Origin of the sequence: Lentibacillus jeotgali, from assembly GCF_000224785.1 — a bacterium.
In the GTDB taxonomy this organism is placed as follows: Bacteria; Bacillota; Bacilli; order Bacillales; family Amphibacillaceae; genus Lentibacillus; species Lentibacillus jeotgali.
The window spans coordinates 145,297-165,000 of sequence record NZ_AGAV01000014.1 but is presented as its reverse complement, the minus strand read 5'-3'; the positions used below and the strand labels follow the sequence as shown (position 1 = coordinate 165,000).

21 protein-coding genes and 6 tRNA genes are annotated in these 19,704 nt (G+C 41.3%); 23 read left to right on the top strand and 4 right to left on the bottom strand.

The genetic code is table 11. From position 1 onward, the window contains the following. Window positions 1–12: 12 nt before the first annotated feature. Together ON01_RS10590 and ON01_RS10585 are read left to right on the top strand one after the other, a co-directional pair. Complete coding sequence (locus ON01_RS10590) at window positions 13–1,326, top strand: DEAD/DEAH box helicase (protein ID WP_010531012.1); 1,314 nt, start codon at window positions 13–15, stop codon at window positions 1,324–1,326. 15 nt (window positions 1,327–1,341) lie between these two features. After that, window positions 1,342–2,235 carry a deoxyribonuclease IV gene (locus ON01_RS10585; protein WP_010531011.1) on the top strand — a complete coding sequence of 298 codons (894 nt, stop codon included), beginning with the start codon at window positions 1,342–1,344 and terminating at the stop codon, window positions 2,233–2,235. A 104-nt stretch (window positions 2,236–2,339) separates the two neighbouring features. Here the strand turns inward: ON01_RS10585 and ON01_RS10580 are convergent, their stop codons facing one another. Then, window positions 2,340–2,624 carry a DUF2624 domain-containing protein gene (locus ON01_RS10580; protein ID WP_010531010.1) on the bottom strand — a complete coding sequence of 95 codons (285 nt, stop codon included), beginning with the start codon at window positions 2,622–2,624 and terminating at the stop codon, window positions 2,340–2,342. 282 nt (window positions 2,625–2,906) lie between these two features. On the opposite strand from ON01_RS10580, the gene ON01_RS10575 reads away from it, so the two are divergent. Then, window positions 2,907–3,314 (top strand): MATE family efflux transporter, encoded by a 408-nt coding sequence (locus ON01_RS10575; protein WP_010531009.1) that lies wholly within the window; start codon window positions 2,907–2,909, stop codon window positions 3,312–3,314. Window positions 3,315–3,368: 54 nt separating this feature from the next. Here the strand turns inward: ON01_RS10575 and ON01_RS10570 are convergent, their stop codons facing one another. Next, the gene (locus ON01_RS10570; protein ID WP_010531008.1) at window positions 3,369–3,695 is read right to left on the bottom strand and encodes a hypothetical protein; all 327 of its coding nucleotides are present in this window, start codon (window positions 3,693–3,695) and stop codon (window positions 3,369–3,371) included. Window positions 3,696–3,772: 77 nt separating this feature from the next. Between ON01_RS10570 and ON01_RS10565 the strand changes: the two genes are divergently transcribed. The 16 genes from ON01_RS10565 to phoU all read left to right on the top strand — a co-directional run bounded on the left by ON01_RS10565 (window position 3,773) and on the right by phoU (window position 16,538). Then, window positions 3,773–4,429: an NfeD family protein gene (locus ON01_RS10565; RefSeq protein WP_010531007.1), complete on the top strand. Its 657-nt coding sequence runs from the start codon at window positions 3,773–3,775 to the stop codon at window positions 4,427–4,429. A gap of 183 nt (window positions 4,430–4,612) precedes the next feature. Continuing rightward, complete coding sequence (locus tag ON01_RS10560; RefSeq protein ID WP_010531006.1) at window positions 4,613–6,238, top strand: Na/Pi cotransporter family protein; 1,626 nt, start codon at window positions 4,613–4,615, stop codon at window positions 6,236–6,238. 335 nt (window positions 6,239–6,573) lie between these two features. Beyond that, a tRNA-Asn gene (locus tag ON01_RS10555) sits at window positions 6,574–6,648 on the top strand. A 3-nt stretch (window positions 6,649–6,651) separates the two neighbouring features. Then, a tRNA-Met gene (locus ON01_RS10550) sits at window positions 6,652–6,728 on the top strand. 15 nt (window positions 6,729–6,743) lie between these two features. Continuing rightward, window positions 6,744–6,819, top strand: a tRNA-His gene (locus ON01_RS10545). Between the two features lie 28 nt (window positions 6,820–6,847). Further along, window positions 6,848–6,924, top strand: a tRNA-Ile gene (locus ON01_RS10540). A gap of 9 nt (window positions 6,925–6,933) precedes the next feature. Continuing rightward, window positions 6,934–7,026, top strand: a tRNA-Ser gene (locus ON01_RS10535). A gap of 60 nt (window positions 7,027–7,086) precedes the next feature. Then, window positions 7,087–7,159: transfer RNA gene (locus ON01_RS10530), tRNA-Phe, on the top strand. 241 nt (window positions 7,160–7,400) lie between these two features. After that, window positions 7,401–8,009 (top strand): superoxide dismutase, encoded by a 609-nt coding sequence (locus ON01_RS10525; protein ID WP_010531005.1) that lies wholly within the window; start codon window positions 7,401–7,403, stop codon window positions 8,007–8,009. A gap of 264 nt (window positions 8,010–8,273) precedes the next feature. Next, complete coding sequence (locus tag ON01_RS10520; protein WP_010531004.1) at window positions 8,274–9,545, top strand: MFS transporter; 1,272 nt, start codon at window positions 8,274–8,276, stop codon at window positions 9,543–9,545. A gap of 70 nt (window positions 9,546–9,615) precedes the next feature. After that, window positions 9,616–11,676, top strand: coding sequence for a peptidoglycan D,D-transpeptidase FtsI family protein (locus ON01_RS10515; protein WP_010531003.1), 2,061 nt, complete (start codon window positions 9,616–9,618; stop codon window positions 11,674–11,676). Window positions 11,677–12,020: 344 nt separating this feature from the next. Then, window positions 12,021–13,019: a PstS family phosphate ABC transporter substrate-binding protein gene (locus ON01_RS10510; RefSeq protein WP_010531002.1), complete on the top strand. Its 999-nt coding sequence runs from the start codon at window positions 12,021–12,023 to the stop codon at window positions 13,017–13,019. Window positions 13,020–13,218: 199 nt separating this feature from the next. Beyond that, window positions 13,219–14,145, top strand: coding sequence for a phosphate ABC transporter permease subunit PstC (pstC, locus tag ON01_RS10505; RefSeq protein WP_010531001.1), 927 nt, complete (start codon window positions 13,219–13,221; stop codon window positions 14,143–14,145). 1 nt (window position 14,146) lies between these two features. Further along, on the top strand, window positions 14,147–15,025 hold the full coding sequence (pstA, locus tag ON01_RS10500; protein WP_010531000.1) for a phosphate ABC transporter permease PstA: 879 nt from the start codon (window positions 14,147–14,149) through the stop codon (window positions 15,023–15,025). 14 nt (window positions 15,026–15,039) lie between these two features. Beyond that, window positions 15,040–15,861, top strand: coding sequence for a phosphate ABC transporter ATP-binding protein PstB (pstB, locus tag ON01_RS10495; RefSeq protein WP_010530999.1), 822 nt, complete (start codon window positions 15,040–15,042; stop codon window positions 15,859–15,861). A 20-nt stretch (window positions 15,862–15,881) separates the two neighbouring features. Continuing rightward, window positions 15,882–16,538 (top strand): phosphate signaling complex protein PhoU, encoded by a 657-nt coding sequence (gene phoU, locus ON01_RS10490; protein ID WP_010530998.1) that lies wholly within the window; start codon window positions 15,882–15,884, stop codon window positions 16,536–16,538. Window positions 16,539–16,581: 43 nt separating this feature from the next. On the opposite strand, the gene ON01_RS19905 is transcribed toward phoU, so the two are convergent. Together ON01_RS19905 and ON01_RS10480 are read right to left on the bottom strand one after the other, a co-directional pair. Next, entirely contained in the window at window positions 16,582–17,130 is a 549-nt protein-coding gene (locus tag ON01_RS19905) for an MltG/YceG/YrrL family protein (RefSeq protein ID WP_010530997.1), read from the bottom strand. Window positions 17,131–17,139: 9 nt separating this feature from the next. Then, the gene (locus ON01_RS10480; protein ID WP_010530996.1) at window positions 17,140–17,373 is read right to left on the bottom strand and encodes a hypothetical protein; all 234 of its coding nucleotides are present in this window, start codon (window positions 17,371–17,373) and stop codon (window positions 17,140–17,142) included. A 182-nt stretch (window positions 17,374–17,555) separates the two neighbouring features. Between ON01_RS10480 and rpmG the strand changes: the two genes are divergently transcribed. From rpmG to ON01_RS10460, 4 genes are all read left to right on the top strand, one after another. Beyond that, window positions 17,556–17,705, top strand: coding sequence for a 50S ribosomal protein L33 (gene rpmG / locus ON01_RS10475; RefSeq protein ID WP_010530995.1), 150 nt, complete (start codon window positions 17,556–17,558; stop codon window positions 17,703–17,705). Between the two features lie 91 nt (window positions 17,706–17,796). Continuing rightward, complete coding sequence (locus ON01_RS10470; protein WP_217490462.1) at window positions 17,797–18,366, top strand: 5-formyltetrahydrofolate cyclo-ligase; 570 nt, start codon at window positions 17,797–17,799, stop codon at window positions 18,364–18,366. A 1-nt stretch (window position 18,367) separates the two neighbouring features. Continuing rightward, window positions 18,368–19,381, top strand: coding sequence for a ThiF family adenylyltransferase (locus ON01_RS10465; RefSeq protein ID WP_010530993.1), 1,014 nt, complete (start codon window positions 18,368–18,370; stop codon window positions 19,379–19,381). A 64-nt stretch (window positions 19,382–19,445) separates the two neighbouring features. Then, window positions 19,446–19,637, top strand: coding sequence for a hypothetical protein (locus ON01_RS10460; protein ID WP_029329091.1), 192 nt, complete (start codon window positions 19,446–19,448; stop codon window positions 19,635–19,637). The last annotated feature ends 67 nt before the right edge of the window (window positions 19,638–19,704 follow it).

The window sequence follows — 19,704 nt, the reverse complement described above, 5'->3', positions numbered from 1 at the left end:
GAGTCCGGCAATATGGATAATCAATTCAGCAAGTTTTCGTTTCATCCAACTATGAACGATGTTATCGAACAATTAAATTTTTATGAACCAACAGCCATCCAGGAAAAGGTTATACCTGCTGTATTGGACGGGACAAGCGTAATCGGGCAATCGCAGACAGGATCCGGTAAAACCCACGCCTATCTTTTGCCATTATTGAACCGGATTGAAACAGACAAGCAGGAAATCCAATTTGTGATGACAGCCCCGACACGGGAACTAGCCATGCAAATTTACGAAGAGGTCAGAAAGATTATTGATTATGCCGGCATGCGCGGTACCTGGAACGCTAAATTGCTCGTCGGCGGGACTGATAAACAAAAGGCGATGGAGAAGTTAAAAACACCACCGCATATCATTGTTGGAACGCCGGGAAGAATACTTGATTTGATAAAGGAAGAGGCCATTTCAATTTTCTCTGCAGCCGCATTTGTTATTGATGAGGCCGACCTTATGCTTGATCTGGGTTTTATCCGTGATGTCGATCAGTTACTTGTCCGATCACAGGAAGATATACAAATCCTGGCATTTTCGGCAACAATTCCTCAGCAGCTGGAGCATTTTTACCGAAAGTATCTTGAAAATCCGCTACACGTAAAAATTGATGACAGATTATCCCCGGAGACATTGGAACATTGCCTGATTCCATATAAGCACCGGGAAGCGCCCGATATTATTATGGATATTTCCAAAGCAATACAACCTTATTTAGCCATTATTTTTGCAAACGGAAAAGAGGCTGCCGATACATTAGCTGCTGCTCTTCAGCAAAAAGGTCTTGATGCGGGAATTATTCACGGCGGTCTATCTCCAAGAGAACGAAAAAGGACACTCAAGGAGATTCAAAATCTCCGTTATCAGTACATTGTTGCAACTGATCTTGCGTCGAGGGGAATTGATATTAAAGGTGTCAGCCATGTTATTAATGCTCAGCTGCCGAAGGAAGAAGATTTTTATATCCACCGTTCCGGCCGCACGGCACGTGCTGGGATGGAAGGAACAGTGATCAGTTTATATGATGATAATGATTTAAAACTGATTCAAAAATTGCAGCAAAAAGGACTAACGTTCACATTTTGGGATGTGAAAAACGGTGAATGGAAAGAATCCAAATCATGGAATGAGCGTAATCGACGCAAAAAGACCACGGATAATGCTGATTCCGAAGCATGGAAAAAAGTTAAAAAAGCCAAAACAGTCAAACCAGGTTATAAGAAAAAAATGAAGAAACAACAGGAAAAGATCAAGAAACAAATGAAACAAAAGTCAATTAAGAAGCGAAAATAATGTTGGGGTGAGGATATGTTAAAAATAGGATCACATGTATCGATGAGCGGGAAGAAAATGTTGAAAGGGTCCAGTGAACAAGCTGTTTCATACGGAAGCAACGTATTTATGATTTATACAGGAGCACCGCAGAACACAAGACGTAAGCCCGTGGAAGAGTTAAATATTGAAGCCGGCAGGGATCATATGAAGGAGAACGGTATTATTGATGTAGTCGTTCATGCGCCATACATTATTAATATCGGCAATACTTCAAAACCTGAAACATTCGGATTGGGTGTTGATTTTCTGCGGAATGAAATTGACCGGACGGCCGCCATTGGAGCAAAACAAATTGTTCTGCATCCTGGTTCGCACGTCGGGGCTGGAGCCGATAAAGGCATTGATAAAATTATTGAAGGTCTGAACGAGGTGCTTGATAAAAATACAGATGTACAGATTGCCCTGGAAACGATGGCGGGAAAAGGATCTGAGATTGGGCGTACGTTTGATGAACTGGCCAAAGTTATTGATGGTGTCACGTATAATGAAAAATTGTCTATCTGTCTTGATACCTGTCATATTCATGACGGCGGTTATGATGTTGTAAATGATTTTGATGGCGTTCTGAATGAATTTGACAAAATTATTGGACTTGACCGTTTGAAAGTTGTCCATGTCAATGATAGTAAAAATGAACAAGGCGCTCACAAAGACCGACATGAAAATATTGGCTTTGGCCACATTGGTTTCGATGCACTTCATTATGTTATTGACCATCCCCAGCTGGAAGATTTGCCAAAAATTTTGGAAACACCTTTTGTTGGGGAAGATAAGAAAAATAAAAAGCCGCCGTATAAATTTGAGATCGACATGATTAAAAACGGAAAGTTTGAAGAAGATTTAAAAGAGAAAATTATGAATCAGTAAAGAATGAAGGAATAACGTTATTGGACGTTATTCCTTTTAAGTAAGCTGGATTTTGTTGTTGATTTCGAGTGTTTCTTTACCTAGGTATTTGCAGTTTTACAAATTTACTTAAAAAATCCTTCCAACCCATAAGATTTTGTTATCTTTTGAAATAATGTTTGAGCCTTATTTGCGGTGTCTTTGTCGGTTATGCGTGCAAGCTCCTTAAACATTTTGGCACGGTATTCGGGCTCAAATGGTTCAATCGGATGTTGTTTTAAATAAGCTGTAATTTCCTGTGCCTGCTTTCTGGTAATGGAAAAGTTATACTGGTGTGCGTAATGCAGCAGTTCATCAGGTGAAAGCTGCTTCAGTTTTTTAGTAATCAAGTGTTTAATGAACGTTGACATAAATCTGCTCCTTAAAAATGATAATTGTGTATTATCCCGCATCTAATGGCCAGTAACCCGCCAAGGAACGGCGGCTAACTAGCCCTAAATGCCCGATTCTGGCCAACTAACATTCAATGGTGAAAAGCATCCCACTGAATGAAGTTTCACTTTATTATATGTCTTTAAACGGAAAAAATATCTTGTACCTGAAAAGGCTATTCCATCAAATACCAGCAGTATAATTGTCATCCATCCATATACTATAAACGCACCTCGTTTCAGGAAAGAGAGGTCTTGCTGATGGATGAACACAATCGCCGAGTGAACAGTTCAGAAAACGGTCCGAAGCTGGAAGAACAGCCGGATACTGATGATATGGTTGCCACTAACTTTGATGGTGACCAGCCACGTGTAGATGACATCCAAAGTCGTCGGGATGAGGAATACGCCTCTGAGATGACTGCTGATGACATTGACGAGCCAGCTGATTCAGATGAAGATGGCACGGAGGTAAACAGTGCGTTTGGATGGATTGCCCTGGCGTTGTCAATTATCTCGTATTTCATGATGCCAATTATTCTTGGTGGTGCAGGGATTATATTGGGATTTATATCAAGAAACCGGGGTGCGGATACACTGGGTAACACAGCAATTATTGCGGGTGCAATTTCCATCCTCATCACATTGTTTGTGCTCCCATTTGTATGACGGAAAAGGGCTGAATCATTCAGCCCTTTTCTTATATACAGCATACTTTGGTTATTAGTACAAGGGGAAATAATAATATTTGCCAGGTTCGATGTGCAGTGGTTCCGCGTTGGGATTCAGAGCTTTGAAATCGGCTTGGATTTGTGAAATATCCAATTCTTTGTCATTCTGATGGTTCAGTTCTTCCACAATGGTTAAAACAGTATCACCCTTATTCACTTGTACTTCGACGGCAGTTAACGATTCCTGTTCGACCGTCTCTGTGTCATGCTGTATCTCTGGCCTGGAATCTATAGGCGTCCCAACCGTCAGATCTTTATAAATACTGACTAAAAGCAGGATTGTAAAAAAATATATAAGCAACCTTTTCATTGAATTCATACTTTTTTGCCCCTTAAAATGAAACCATAGCCGTGTGCAACCGTATAATAATGGTAAGGGAATGGAGGGGGATGGCAATGGCTATTTTTTCATTGGACTGGATTGGCTTTATTTTGACTGGTTTTGCAACATTATTTCTGGTTGGTGAACTGCTTGTAAATATGCGCGGCATTTTTGGCTTGCTTGGAATGGGGTTTATTACGCTCTATTTTGCAGTTTACCTTGAAACAGGCTCTTTTATCATTATGCTTATTATTTATCTGGCTGGAATATTACTTATTATGATTGACGGTAAGATCATCAATGACGGAACACTTGCAACAATCGGTCTCGCCTGTATGTTGCTGGCAGTTGCATTGGCGGCGCCGAATCTGTTTGCCGGCATGTACGCAGTCATTGGAGTACTTATTGGCGGATTTTCCTCCCTGCTCTTTTTAAAAGTGTTTAAGCGAAGGGAAATGTGGTCCAAAATAACACTGAAGGATCAGTTGACAAAAGAAAAAGGATATAACTCTTTGAATCAGGATTATGAAAAACTGCTTGAGCAACAGGGGATGACATTAAGCGATATGCGCCCCGTCGGAACCATTCGAATAAATAATAAAAATTATAGTGCAGTTTCAAATGGAGAGTGGATCCCCAAGGACAGTGTTGTAAAAGTCATTCACGTTGATGGAACAAAAATATTGGTGGAAAAATTCAATGATGAACACGGTGAGGCCCATGAATCTTAATGATTCATGGGCAATTTGTGGAATGAAACTTTAACTATCAGGGCATCCAATATAATAAGCAGCACAGAAATGTAAAATTAATGTTAAGTTTTTAGGGATATCCTTTACAAAAGATTAATTGTGCATTAATAATGGAAAAGGTATGCGACAAATTTCAGCATGATTCGAAGGGTGGAATATTTTTTGGATATCGATGTGCAGACACTGATTTTTGAGTTTGTCGGCGGTCTGGGGATCTTCCTTATTGGTATTAAGTATATGGGGGAAGGATTGCAGCGGTCTGCAGGTGACAGGCTTCGCGACATACTAGATAAGACTACCAGCAATCCGTTTCTCGGGGTGCTGGCCGGTATCGTGGTGACAATCCTGATTCAAAGCAGTTCCGGGACAACCGTATTAACGGTCGGTTTGGTTAATGCAGGATTTATGACACTCAGACAAGCTATTGGTGTCATTATGGGTGCCAACGTTGGTACAACCGTCACGGCATTCATCATAGGTATTGATCTGGAAACTTATGCACTTCCGATTATAGCTGTCGGTTGTCTGCTGCTTTTTTTCTTTAAGAATCAAAAAGTGCAAAATGTGGGGCAGGCAATATTCGGCTTTGGTGCTCTGTTTCTGGGACTCAGATTCATGGGTGAGGCAATGGCACCGCTTGAAGGTGTACAAGCTTTTCAGGACTTGACGCTTAGCATGAGTGAAAACCCAATTCTCGGTGTTGTAATCGGAACATTGTTCACCATTATTGTACAAAGTTCCAGTGCCACCATTGGTATTTTGCAGGGCTTGTTTTCTGAAGGGGCCATTGAACTAAATGCGGCACTGCCGGTGTTATTCGGTGACAATATCGGGACCACCATCACGGCACTGCTTGCATCGATTGGCACAACTATAGCGGCTAGACGGGCTGCTCTTGTCCATGTAACGTTTAACTTGCTCGGGACTACGGTTGGGCTGATACTGCTTTCTGTCTTTACACAATATGTCATTTTTCTGCAGTCAGCACTTAACCTGAATCCGGAAATGACAATCGCATTTGCTCATGGAAGTTTTAACCTGACCAACTTAATCATTCAATTTCCGTTTATTGGGGCCTTGGCATGGCTTGTAACTAAAATCATTCCAGGTGATGATACGGTCATTGAATATAAACCAAAACATTTGGACCCGATTTTTATCCAGCAATCATCAGCTTTGGCTTTGGATCAGGCGAAAGCAGAAATTATTCGCATGGGTGAATATGCTTCCAAGGGGCTTGAGGAAACAAATTTATATTTAACCACTCAAAATCAAAAACATTCGGAAATGTCTATGCAAGTAGAAGGGGCTTTGAATAATTTGGATCGAAAAATCACGGATTATTTAATTGAGCTTTCCGGTGAATCAATGACCGAAATGGACAGTTCCAAACATACGGTGTTAATGGATTCTGTCCGGGACATTGAACGGATCGGCGACCATTTTGAAAATATAATTGAACTAATCGATTATAAAATTTCCAACAAGGTGGATATGACCGAACAAGCCCAGGAAGATTTGAATAATATGTTTGATCTGACAACACTTACTGTAAGACAGGCAATAAAGGCACTTGACAACATGGACCGTGAAGAAGCACTGGCTGTGGTGCAAAAAGAAGATCAAATTGACAGGCTCGAACGAAACTACCGCAAAAAGCACATCATTCGCATGAATGAAGGGTTGTGTTCCGGGTCAGCCGGAATCGTATTTGTTGATATCATCAGTAACCTTGAGCGGATAGGTGACCATGCAGCTAATATTGCTGAAGCTGTTTTAGGTGAATAACAACGAAAGGGGCGCAGGAAGCGTCTCTTTTTTTAGCAGTTAAGAAAGTATACATTAAAGTTGGCTTTAACAACGTGAATTATTATGTAGTTTTATGGAATGTTTATATTGAAAATTATTTCTGAACATGCTATAGTATTTAGTGTCGCTCATATTTCTTATGATATTTATCTTACATAAATTCTTCAGGACATTATTGACAGATTCTGTCGGACGTGGTAAATTATATTTCGTTGCCGGTTAATGAAGGTGCTCTTAGGGGAATTCAACTTGTTGTGCGGCACGATTAGAACAAAACATTCGGTTATATAACCTTGATGCCCATTTCAGATTATTCCACAGTAGCTCAGTGGTAGAGCAATCGGCTGTTAACCGATCGGTCGCAGGTTCGAGTCCTGCCTGTGGAGCCATATGGCGGCGTAGCTCAGCTGGCGAGAGCGTACGGTTCATACCCGTGAGGTCGTGGGTTCGATCCCCTCCGCCGCTACCATAACTTCTATTAATGGCGGCCGTGGCGAAGCGGTTAACGCACCGGATTGTGGCTCCGGCATGCGTGGGTTCGAACCCCACCGGTCGCCCCATAGCCTTACCATCATTATTAATCAAATTGGACCCTTAGCTCAGCTGGTCAGAGCTATCGGCTCATAACCGATCGGTCGCAGGTTCGAATCCTGCAGGGTCCACCACTCATATTTGGAGGTATACCCAAGTCCGGCTGAAGGGATCGGTCTTGAAAACCGACAGGCGGGTCAAACCGCGCGGGGGTTCGAATCCCTCTACCTCCTCCATACATAATATTCTAATAAGACATGATGCAACATACAGGGGAAATAACAACATTATACTACGGCTCGGTAGCTCAGTCGGTAGAGCAACGGACTGAAAATCCGTGTGTCGGCGGTTCGATTCCGTCCCGAGCCATCCTTTCAAACAAGCCGGGTGCTTGTTTTTTTGTTTGGGCGTCAAAAGGAACGTCATACTCTTATTAATTTGATGGTTTAACTTTGATTTAACATGGGAACATATCTTGTGACAGGGATTTCACCGTTTATATTAAGTAAAGGTGCATTTAATTTGCATGTCTGTTATGGCTCTGATAATCTTGAATATAAAGGGTGAATATTCAATCCTTTTAATAAAATATTAAAGGAGGACATTAGAAATGGCAACATTTGAACTACCAGAACTACCATACGCTTACGATGCTTTAGAACCTACTATTGACAAGGAAACCATGAACATTCACCACACAAAGCATCATAATACTTACGTAACGAAATTGAATACTGCGCTTGAAGGAAAGGCAGATCTTCAGAATAAGTCACTCGAAGACTTAGTAGGCAATCTTGATGCTGTGCCTGAAGATATTCGCACTGCTGTCCGGAACAATGGCGGTGGACATGCTAACCATAGCCTGTTCTGGAAAGTTATGTCACCAAATGGCGGCGGCGAACCATCAGGCGAATTAGCTGATAAAATTAATAGTAAATTTGGAAGCTTCGATAAGTTCAAAGAAGAATTTGAAGCTGCTGCGAAAGGACGTTTTGGCTCCGGCTGGGCATGGCTGGTCGTCAACAATGGTGAACTCGAAATCACAGATACACCTAATCAGGACACACCATTAATGGAAGGCAAGACACCTATTCTAGGCCTTGACGTCTGGGAACATGCCTACTATTTGAAATATCAAAACAAGCGTCCTGAGTACGTGGCTGCATTCTGGAATGTCGTCAATTGGGATCAGGTTGAGAAAAATTATAATGAAGCTTAAATAATAAATACTGGCACAAAAAACACGGGGGAAAACCCCGTGTTTTTTGGCAGTTAAGAAAGTATAAATTCTTTCTTACTGCATAAGTGCAACTAAGGCTTTCGCCATTAATGCTTGGCGCTAAGCCAAGTTTTCTAAGATGGATGAGAAAGTATTAAATTTAATGATATAATCTTATTGGCCAGATAAGTCGAGTTTTCTAATGCAATGCATATCTGCCTTCATTTTGTTCAAACTATAAATGAACAAAAAGGGGCAATGGATATGCATAAAAGCTTAAAATACATAGCCGGAAAAATTGATATTAGCCGCGATCTCATTTTACTGTTGGTTATTGGTGGATTGTACTCCCTCAGTATTTTCTTATCCAATACATTTGTGAACATCTATTTGTGGAAACAGGCAGGCGATTACACAACCATCGCCTTTTATAATTTGGGGGTTTATTTATTTCAGCCGACGACATTTATTTTGGCAGGAAAAATAGCCAAAAAAGTTGACCGCGTTATCGTATTGCGTTTAGGGGTAATCTTCTTATCTCTATTTTTTTTGAGTGTATTGCTGATAGCCGAGCAGGCAGCCAAATATAATTTTATGCTTGGCAGTGTATTGGGTATCGGGTTTGGTTTTTACTGGCTCGCATTTAATGTGCTGACATTTGAAATTACAGAACCGGAATCAAGGGATTTTTTCAACGGATTCCTTGGTGTTTTGCAGTCATTTGCAGGTATGGTGGGGCCGCTTTTGGCCGGAACAATTATTGCAAGCATGCAGGAGAATGTCGGCTATAGCGTGATTTTCACGATTTCTTTCATCTTGTTTATCGGTGCCGTTATTTGCAGTTTTTTTCTCAAGCGACGGCAGGCAGAGGGCCTATTTTATTTCAAACGTATTTTAAAGGAAAGGTCTCATAATAAGAATTGGAAGAGGATATTAAACGCTCATGTTTCACAAGGATTGCGCGAAGGTATATTTTTGTTTGTGATTTCCATTTGGGTTTTTATAACGACCCAGAGTGAGTTTGCTTTAGGGATGTTTAATTTATTCCTGTCAGGTTTGTCATTCGTGCTTTATTTCATTGTAACAAAATTCGTGAAGCCATCATTACGGAAAAAGGCAATCCTGACCGGGGCGTTAATCTTATATTTTTCAATTTACATTATCCTGTTTAATATCAGTTACACGCAGCTGATGATTTATGCTGCACTAATCGGTATTGCCTATCCGATTGTGAATGTGCCATATGCTTCACTGACGTATGATGTGATAGGAAAAGCCCGTAAAGCAAAAGAGCTCCGTGTTGAGTATATTGTCGTCAGGGAACTGTTCGTTAACATCGGGCGGGTAACGTCGATTGTTATATTTTTGACTGCCATCACATTATTCCCGGCTGAAACCATCATTCCATATTTGCTGGCCATTTTCGGTCTTGGGCATTTGTTTATCTATTTCTTTGTAAAGGATATTTACCTGGGGAGTACGGGTAAAAAAGATGCCATTACAAAAGAACCGGTAACTGATGAAAAAAATCGGTAAAAACTCTTAGAATTCAGCCCTGTAAATGATATAATGTAAAGCATAATTGTTTATGTTTAGGGTGAGGAGTATGGTTTCGAAAAAAAAGAAACAGAAAAAATCCCAGCTTCCTTTTCGTTTAAATATCCTGTTTTTTATCGTTTTTTTATTGTTTTCGGCATTGGTCCTGCAATTAGGTGTTGTTCAGATTTTGAATGGGGAAACATTTCAGGCTGAAATTGACCGGACCACGAATGATTATACCGAAATTAGCGTTCCACGCGGAAAAATGTATGATCGCAACGGAAACCTGATTGTCGGAAATGATGCTGAATATTCGATAACGTATACACCAGAAAAGGGGATACGGGCTGAAGACAGGCTTGGGGTCGCCGAGAAATTGGCTGAATATATTTCCATGGATTCTGAGGAACGTCTGGATGGTATCACACTTCGGAATAAAAAAGAGTACTGGTACTTAAATAATACCGAAAAAGCCAAGGACCTTCTGTCTCAAAAAGAAGTGGAAGAGATGGATAATGGTGAGCAGTATAACGAAATTATTGACCGTATCAGTAAAGATCAGGTAGATGATTATTCCAAACAGAAGCTTGAAGTCATTGCGATTAAAAAAGAAATGGATAAAGCAATGACATTGACACCGCAAGTGATTAAAAACGAGGATGTTACACCTGAAGAATTTGCGCGTGTGTCTGCCCATCTGGAAGAGCTGCCCGGTGTTAATGCAACTACTGACTGGAACAGGAAATATCCATATGATGAAACGTTCCGTGACTTTGCCGGATCCATCACATCAGAATCACAGGGAATTCCGGCCGAGCAAGAAGATTATTATCTGACAAGAGGCTACAGACCGAACGACCGGGTCGGCAACAGCGGACTCGAAGAGCAATATGAAGGTGTCCTGCGTGGACGCAAGGAAAAGATCAAATACACAACGGATAACAATGGGACTGTCGTTGGCTCGGATGTCGTTGTCGATGGCAAGCGCGGGAAAGATCTTGTATTGACCATCGATATGGAATTGCAGAAAAAAGTTGATAAGGTTATCCGTGACGAGATGAAGACTGCAATCCAAAAGTACCCAAGTGAAAGCGAGTATTTAGACCGGGCTATGGCTGTCGTCATGGATCCCGAAACGGGTGGAATTTTGGCTGCCAGCGGACAACGGTATGATCACGAGACTGGGGAGTTTTCAAATACGGGAACAGCAACCATCTATAATGCCAATGCACCCGGTTCATCTGTAAAAGGTGCCACCGTGCTGGCAGGTTATCAATCAGGCGCGATTGAGCCCGGCCAGTCATTCTATGACAGACCGATTAAGATCAAGGGGACGGAAGAAAAAAGTTCCTGGCAAAATTTAGGTATGGTTAACGATTACGAGGCATTGGAACAATCGTCCAACGTTTATATGTTTTACATCGCTATGCGAATGGCTGGTGAATATGACTATCAGTATAATGAGCCAGTGAACATGGATTTTGCTGCATTCGATGAAATGCGGAACTATTTTGCCCAGTTCGGACTAGGGGCTCCGACCGGTGTGGACTTTCCATATGAATCAACCGGTTATGAGGGATCAAATCCTATCGCAGGTAATCTGCTTGACCTGGCAATTGGTCAGTACGATACTTACACGACGATGCAACTGGCACAATATGTGTCAACCATCGCCAATGACGGTTATCGCGTTCGCCCGCATTTCATGAAGGAAATCCGCAATCCGGTACCACATGAAGAAGGGCTGGGGCCGGTCTATAAAAGCAGTAATACAGAGGTTATGAACCGGGTACAAATGAGCGACAGTGAAATCGATCGTGTTCAGGAAGGTTTTCATCAAGTATTTCAATCACCGAATGGTACGGCATCAAGTTATTTTGCCGATAAACCATATGATGCTGCCGGTAAGACCGGAACAGCAGAATATATAGTTTTCGACAATGGAGAACAAACACCCACCGAGAACCTGACGCTTATCGGATATGCACCTTATGACAATCCGGAAGTTGCTTTTGCTTTAATTGTACCGCGTGTAGGAAAAGGAAATGAACATCCGATCAACCACAAAATCGGTCAAGGGATATTGGATGCTTACTTTGAAGTAGAAAATGAGGACGAAGACGAATAAATGTAACTGTTTCATTAGCCTAAACTCTTATACAGGGTTTAGGCTTTTTGTTTATAAGCGTACATCGTTTCAACATTTCTTTTTCCTTATAACTATAATCGAATCCAGTTCCGTAAAAGAGGCATGTCATGTCAGAAGAAATTTCTAAAATGATGCCTCTTTATTTATCTGTTATACGATTATAGGAGTAGAACCACGGAAAGCTTTCAAAAAACTTGTTGAATTTACATTATTTTTACAGTCAATTAATAGGGGGTTAACACTCCTTCGTTATGATAAGAAGTGCAGGAGGGGGACGCGCGCTTTCCATTCCTGACAAATAATCATAAGAGGGGGCTTTTCACATGAGGACAAGATCATTACTTCCAGTGCTTGCCATGTCATTTTTCTTAATATTGCTGGCAGCATGCGGCAATGCGGAAGGTAATGAAAGTGGAGAAGAGAGTGGAAATGCTGAGGGAGGAAGCAGTGAAGAAAACGCTGACTCCGGGAGTGAAACAACAGAAGTTCTGGTTGATGGATCATCTACCGTTTTTCCAATTATGGAAGCTATCGCCGAGGAGTATCAAAAAGAAAACCCTGATGCTCGTGTAAATATCGGTGTTTCCGGAAGCGGCGGCGGTTTTGAAAAATTTGCTTCTGGTGAAACCCACATTTCAAATGCTTCACGTCCGATTAAAGAAGAAGAAGTTCAAGCACTTGAAGACGCAGGAATTGAATACACAGAATTTGAAATAGCCCTTGATGGCCTGTCAGTTGTCGTCAATAAAGAGAATGACTGGGTCGATCAGCTTACAGTAGATGAATTGAAAAAAATGTGGTCTGCTGACAGCAATGTAGAAACATGGGCTGATGTCAGAGAAGGCTGGCCTGAAGAAGAAATTGAATTCTACAGCCCGGGTGCAGACTCCGGAACATTTGACTATTTCAGTGAGGTTGTTTTAGGCGAGGAAGGACAAATCCGTAAAGACGCTTCTTTGTCTGAAGATGACAATGTCCTTGTACAAGGGGTTACAGGTTCACCTAACGGTATCAGTTATTTCGGGTATGCATATTATGCTGAAAATAAAGACAACCTGAAAGCTGTTCCGATAGTCAATGACAGTGGAGAAGCAGTAACACCAAGTCAGGAAACAATCCAATCAGGTGAATACAATCCTTTCTCAAGACCACTGTTCATTTATGTAAAAAATGAAGCCTTGCAAAATGAATCGGTTTACAATTTTGCAACATATGCACTTGAGAACGGTGGAGAAATGGCAGAAGCAGTTGGTTACGTCGCTAAACCTGACAGTGCATATGACGATGCACTGCAAAAGCTTGATGAAGTTGCAGGCAAGTGATCTGCATGATCAACGTGACATAAACGAATTGTGAGGAAAGTGTATCACTATACCTTTCCTCACTTTCCTGTATTTTTCTTAATATTCATACCAATTAGGTGAACTCCGCATGTAATGGACATTAATCTTCGGAAAAACAGGGGATAATTGTCCGTAAATGTCCGATAAGTTTCACTTTATGTAAAAGAGGGATACCAATATGGCTGTTAACGTTAAGGAATTGATGAACGAAAAAAAAACGAATCGATCTGTGCTCGCTGTTACTGAAAAAGCAGCACCCGTATTTTTTATGGTGTGTGCCATTGTATCGATACTCACAACGATAGGCATTGTCCTCACACTGCTGATAGAAACGATAACATTCTTTAGTCGTGTCTCATTTATAGATTTTGTAACAGGAACAACATGGTGGCCGTTTGGGGAAAATGCAAGTTATGGTATTCTGCCGTTAATCTCAGGAACGCTGCTGATCACTGTAGTTGCCATGATTGTGGCGATCCCGATTGGACTTGCATCAGCTATCTATCTGAGTGAATTCGCCTCAGAAAAAGTGCGTAAAGTTGTCAAACCAATCCTCGAAGTGTTGGCAGGCATTCCGACGATTGTATATGGTTTCTTTGCACTGACGTTTGTGACGCCGCTCTTACAGACATTCATTTCTGATTTACCTATTTTTAATGCACTGAGTCCGGGGATCATAGTAGGTGTCATGATTATTCCAATGATTGCTTCGCTATCTGAAGACGCCATGAGTTCTGTTCCTAATTCCATCAAGGAAGGCGCTTTGGCAACAGGATCAACCAGACTTGAAGTAGCCTTGAAAGTCGTTGTACCTGCAGCATTATCAGGCATTATTGCGTCATTTGTGCTGGGTATATCACGTGCCATCGGTGAAACCATGATTGTTTCGGTTGCAGCGGGTTCTACGCCTAAGCTCACCGCTGATGTAACAGAATCGATACAGACAATGACCGGGTATATAGTCCAGGTGACACTTGGTGATGCTTCTTATGGTTCGACCACTTATTACAGCATCTATGCAGTTGGGATGACATTATTTATATTCACACTGCTGATGAATCTCCTGTCACAATATATCTCCCGTAGATTCAAGGAGGATTACTGATATGAATCTGGTTGATAAACAATTAGTTCAACGCAGAATGAATAGACGGATCCTCAAAAGTCGGATAATGCGGCAGCTGTTCTTCCTGGCGACAGCATTTGGAATCGTTGTGCTGGCAGTCTTGCTCTACCGGATATTTTCGGAAGGTATCGCTTATTTAGATTGGGAATTTCTTACAAGTTTTGCGTCCCGTTTTCCTGAAGAATCCGGTATAAAGGCGGCGATTGCCGGTTCGCTTTGGCTGATGGTTGTCACTGCCCCGATATCGTTAATATTAGGAGTAGGGACTGCTATTTATCTTGAAGAATATGCAAGAGAAAATAAGTTTACACGTTTTATTCGCATGAATATATCGAATCTGGCGGGGGTACCATCTGTTGTCTTCGGACTCCTGGGTCTGACGGTTTTTGTACGTCTGATGGAAATGGGCCGGAGTGTCATGGCGGGCGGATTGACCATGAGTCTGCTGATACTGCCGATTATTGTTGTGGCTGCACAAGAAGCGATAAGATCTATTCCTAAAGACCAATATGAAGCATCTTATGCAATGGGTGCTACGAAATGGCAGACCGTCCGCCGTGTTGTCCTGCCGGCAGCGATTCCAGGCATATTGACCGGCGGTATATTGGCACTGTCCAGAGCAATCGGGGAAACAGCGCCGTTGTTGATGATTGGCGCATTATCATTTGTTGCTTATCTGCCGGAAAATATCTGGTCCAGTTTCACAGTATTACCGATTCAAATATTCAACTGGACAGGGAGACCTCAGGAAGAATTCCACCTCGTTGCTTCTGCAGGTATTATCATACTGCTGTTGGCGTTATTGCTAATGAATTCGATTGCTGTACTCATACGGAATAAATTTTCGAAACGTTATTAATGGGAGGTTATAGCATGGCAACTGCAACAAAGACTCAACAAATATCAATCTTCAATACAAATGAACCAGATAAAGGCAAGACAAAGACGATTTACTCCATTGAGAATTTCAATCTCTGGTATGGAACCGATCAAGCTCTTTATGAGGTACAAATGGAGATTCCCGAAAATAAGGTAACAGCGATTATTGGCCCATCAGGCTGCGGGAAATCAACATTTATCAAATCACTGAATCGTATGGTTGAACTGGTACCTTCTGTGAAAATGAGCGGAAGCATTGAATATAAGGAGAAAGACATCTTCAGCCCCAAATACAAAGTGGAGGATTTAAGAACTGATGTCGGGATGGTTTTTCAAAATCCAAACCCTTTCCCGAAATCAATATACGAAAATGTTGTGTATGGTCCAAAAACGCATGGGATCAAAAAGAAATCCATCCTTAATGAAATTGTTGAAAAAAGCCTTCGCGGTGCAGCATTATGGGATGAAGTGAAAGATCGGTTGAATGAGAATGCGTTTGGTTTATCAGGCGGACAACAACAGAGACTTTGCATTGCTAGGTGTCTAGCTATTGAACCTGATGTGATTCTGATGGATGAACCGACATCCGCTCTGGATCCTATTTCCACCACAAAGATTGAGGAACTGGTCCAGACCCTGAAGAAAGATTATAGTATTGCGATTGTGACACACAACATGCAGCAGGCTGCAAGAATTTCGGATAAAACAGCCTTTTTCCTGAACGGTGAAGTGATTGAATATAATAACACTGATAAACTTTTTTCCAATCCTGATGATAAGCGTACAGAAGACTATATTACCGGCCGGTTCGGCTGACCTTACAAAGGAGGATACTGATGGCGGGGAGAGAGCAATTTGAGGCCGATTTGAATCACATTAAAGAAGATATCATCGCACTGTCGAATTCGGCGGTTGATGCCTTGTGTGAAGCAATTGACGCATTGTTTAATCAAGATCTGGACTTGGCAAATAACGTTATAGATAAGGACGATCTTGTCGATGAACAGGAGCATACAATTAATGACCAGACTATATTGCTGATCGCCAAACAACAGCCTGTAGCAACGGATTTGCGCAGGCTTGTCATATCGTTGCAAGTCACAGCGGATATCGAACGTATGGCTGATAATGCCAAAAATATTGCAAAATCCACAATTCATCTGGGTGAGGGCCACCGGCTGACCATCCACCCGTGCATTAAGGAAATGAGAGATATGGCAATTAATATGAATAAAACCGCGATGAGGGCGTTCCAATATGAGGACATTTCTATTGCCGGAAAATTATCAGATATGGATGACGAGGTCGATCAACTATATGAACTTATTGTCCGTGATTTATTATCGGAGACCGCAACAAATCCTGAGAAAATCCAATATGTCATGCAAATGGCATTTAGTGCACGCTACATCGAACGGTTTGCTGATCATATCACGAACATCGGTGAAAGTATTTTATATCTCGTTAAAGGAAAATCGTATAAATTAAATTGAGAAATAAAGATGAAAAAAGCTGTATTGCACTTGGCAATACAGCTTAATTAGTAATGGTTTCGGCAATTTCATAGCGGTCCATATCACTTGATAGTTCAAACTCACCGAGCTGGACCAGCTCGCTGTAGTCTTCATCCTCTAAATACTCTGTAAACGCATCAGCATCATCGATAATACCATTATCTTCCAATGTCTGGCTGATTTCGGAGGGTGCTACACCTGATTCTATAGTTAGTGTATAGGTTGTTGGTGAGTTTTCATTAGTGTTTTCTGAGCTATTGTCCTGCCCATTATTATTGTCATTGCCCTCATCAGAATTTGATTCATCTGAAGATGTCTGCTGCTGGTCTTCATTGTCAGTGTTTTCATTATCTCCTTCACTGTTGTCATTGTTATCCGACTCAACAGAAACAGAAATATATTCGGAATTTGTCAGCACATGATAACCTTTTGACTCAACAATTTCAATCATTTTCTCCGCAGGAATATTTTCAGCTTCCGGAAGAGGTTCATCAGAGACATAATATACCCCAATCAGTACGATACCGGCTGTCAGCAGACCAAATGCAAATGAACGAATGATTTGTTTCATAACGCTCTCCTATCTTTCATTGTAATGATCGCTTTTATGTATGGTGTCCTTAGAAAAATCATTTGTCAGCACTTCATCTTCAAGGGTTTTTATTTTTTTCTTCATTTGATAATTTTCCTGCATCGTTGATATTGATAGTTGTTCCAATTCACTTTCAAGGTCATCAAATTTATCGTTCATGAAAAATGACAGAATTAACAGTACCACTCCAAGGACGATAACGGTAACAATCGCATACAGCATGTTTCACCCCTCCATTCACGTATCAATATAGTTATAACATACATTGTCGAAAAGCGAAATGGTCAAATTTTTACAGATTACGAGCTTGAATATTCTCTGAACATCTGCTATTATAGTTAAGGTCTGAAAAATGATATTAAATGTTAATAAACAACAGCAATTTATTGTTTGGAGGGAAAGATATGCGCGTAAATATTACATTGGCCTGTACTGAAACAGGTGACCGTAACTATATTTCTACAAAAAATAAGCGGACAAACCCTGAACGTTTGGAGCTTATGAAATACAGCCCGCGATTAAAGAAACACACATTGCATCGTGAAACGAAGTAACGAAGATTTGGGAAAGCTCCTGCCATTAATTTTGGCAGGAGCTTTCTATTATACTGAACAATGCTTTATAATGGCAGTCGGGGGTGAAGATTTGGATAAATCGGAACTGCGAAGCGATATCATTGAGAAGCTTCAGTCATTATCGGCTGCGGAAAGAAACGATATCGAACAATTACTGGCAGAAAATCTGCTGACATCTGAAATCTGGAAACAGTCTTCTGTCATCGGAATAACCATTTCACATGGGTTTGAATGGAATACGAAATTAATTATTGAAAAGGCCTGGGAGAATGGGAAACAAATTTGTGCTCCGAAATGCCTGCCCAAAGAACGCAAGATGGATTTTTATCGTATAAACAGTTATGATCAATTGGAAGTCGTTTATTACAATCTACAGGAACCAAAACCCCGGGAAACCGAAAAAATAACGAAACATCATATTGATTTGCTCGTTGTTCCTGGGCTGCTTTTTGACAAACAGGGTTACCGGATCGGCTTTGGCGGTGGCTATTATGATCGTTTTTTGACTGATTTTACAAATAAAAAACTGTCACTTGCTGCAAATATGCAAGTCGTTGATAAGATCCCGGCTGCATCATTTGATATTCCAGTGGATGACGTCATAACAGAATCTGGTTTTCTAAGGCAGGGAGGATTATAAAGTGGATCTGACACGTTATTCAAGACAGATGTTATTCGAACCGATCCGGGAAAAGGGACAACGGTGTTTGTCGGGAAGCACTGTGCTTGTTGTAGGTGCGGGAGCGCTTGGGACGGTTATCTGCAGCCAATTGGTACGGGCAGGAATCGGAAAATTAATACTGATTGACCGTGATTATGTGGAGATGAGCAATCTACAGCGGCAGATGCTATTTGATGAAGAAGATGTGAAGCATATGCTGCCTAAAGCCGCTGCAGCTAAAAACAAATTGGAAAAGGTGAACAGCCAAATTATCATTGAAGCGATTACAGGCAATGCTTCTGTTGATAATATAGATGATCTAATTAAAGATGCAGACGTTGTGCTTGACGGCACTGATAATTTTTCAACCCGGTACCTTTTAAATGATGCCTGTTTCAAATACGGTATTCCGTTTTCGTACGGGGGTGTTGTCAGTTCACGTGGGATGACGGCGTTTTTTATCCCGGGACAAACGCCCTGTTTAAGATGTATAACAAAGGAAGGGGAAGGAGGCGGACAGACCTGTGACACTGTCGGCGTTATATCGCCTGCAGTTGATATGATATCCTCTTTGCAGGTAACGGAGACATTAAAATATTTAACCGGCAATCAGCAAGCATTGCGACAAACACTAAAAACACTTGATGTCTGGCATAATCATCATTATGATATGAAACTTACTACTCCCGACCCGGAATGCCCGGTATGCCTGAACCATGAATTTCCTGCATTGCAAAAAATAGCGCAAAATGAAGAAACAGTATTATGCGGAAGGGGTACAGTTCAGATACACCGTAAGGCCGGCATGAATCTGGAACAATGGGAAAGTAAGTTAGGGCAGGTTGCCAATATCAAACGGACACCATTTTTATTAAAGGCTGCTTTAGAGGATGGCATTCATTTTGTCTTGTTCAAAGACGGGCGTGTCCTTGTCCAGGGAACAGAAGACCCTGTTCTGGCACGTACTTTTTATGACCGATATATCGGGTCCTGATGCATAATTTCACATGAATGGCAGATAACTATTACTGTCACAACATAAGAAAAGGGTGTCAGGAATGAGAGTCTTCACAGTACTTACGGTAATTATGACGATCTTTGCAGTCATTTTCAGGTGGCGGTTCAGGATTATGAATACCTTACTCGCTATCAGTTTTTTGCGCCGTGCGGCAGTCATGATTTCAATGAATATGCCAGTCATCCGGGAGAAAATAATGCCAGCTTTGTTTCAGAAGCAGCCAGTTAAATAACTCGTTTTAAGAAGCTGTTAATCCAACAGCTTCTTTTTATGTCAGAAGAAAAATATGATTAATTTTG

Bases quoted from the DNA above. Each gene is read 5' to 3' on its own strand.
- ON01_RS10590 (WP_010531012.1), top strand. From the start codon at position 13: ATGGATAATCAATTCAGCAAGTTTTCGTTTCATCCAACTATGAACGAT.
- ON01_RS10585 (WP_010531011.1), top strand. From the start codon at position 1,342: ATGTTAAAAATAGGATCACATGTATCGATGAGCGGGAAGAAAATGTTG.
- ON01_RS10580 (WP_010531010.1), bottom strand. From the start codon at position 2,624: ATGTCAACGTTCATTAAACACTTGATTACTAAAAAACTGAAGCAGCTT.
- ON01_RS10575 (WP_010531009.1), top strand. From the start codon at position 2,907: ATGGATGAACACAATCGCCGAGTGAACAGTTCAGAAAACGGTCCGAAG.
- ON01_RS10570 (WP_010531008.1), bottom strand. From the start codon at position 3,695: ATGAATTCAATGAAAAGGTTGCTTATATATTTTTTTACAATCCTGCTT.
- ON01_RS10565 (WP_010531007.1), top strand. From the start codon at position 3,773: ATGGCTATTTTTTCATTGGACTGGATTGGCTTTATTTTGACTGGTTTT.
- ON01_RS10525 (WP_010531005.1), top strand. From the start codon at position 7,401: ATGGCAACATTTGAACTACCAGAACTACCATACGCTTACGATGCTTTA.
- ON01_RS10520 (WP_010531004.1), top strand. From the start codon at position 8,274: ATGCATAAAAGCTTAAAATACATAGCCGGAAAAATTGATATTAGCCGC.
- ON01_RS10515 (WP_010531003.1), top strand. From the start codon at position 9,616: ATGGTTTCGAAAAAAAAGAAACAGAAAAAATCCCAGCTTCCTTTTCGT.
- ON01_RS10510 (WP_010531002.1), top strand. From the start codon at position 12,021: ATGAGGACAAGATCATTACTTCCAGTGCTTGCCATGTCATTTTTCTTA.
- pstC (WP_010531001.1), top strand. From the start codon at position 13,219: ATGGCTGTTAACGTTAAGGAATTGATGAACGAAAAAAAAACGAATCGA.
- pstA (WP_010531000.1), top strand. From the start codon at position 14,147: ATGAATCTGGTTGATAAACAATTAGTTCAACGCAGAATGAATAGACGG.
- pstB (WP_010530999.1), top strand. From the start codon at position 15,040: ATGGCAACTGCAACAAAGACTCAACAAATATCAATCTTCAATACAAAT.
- phoU (WP_010530998.1), top strand. From the start codon at position 15,882: ATGGCGGGGAGAGAGCAATTTGAGGCCGATTTGAATCACATTAAAGAA.
- ON01_RS19905 (WP_010530997.1), bottom strand. From the start codon at position 17,130: ATGAAACAAATCATTCGTTCATTTGCATTTGGTCTGCTGACAGCCGGT.
- ON01_RS10480 (WP_010530996.1), bottom strand. From the start codon at position 17,373: ATGCTGTATGCGATTGTTACCGTTATCGTCCTTGGAGTGGTACTGTTA.
- rpmG (WP_010530995.1), top strand. From the start codon at position 17,556: ATGCGCGTAAATATTACATTGGCCTGTACTGAAACAGGTGACCGTAAC.
- ON01_RS10460 (WP_029329091.1), top strand. From the start codon at position 19,446: ATGAGAGTCTTCACAGTACTTACGGTAATTATGACGATCTTTGCAGTC.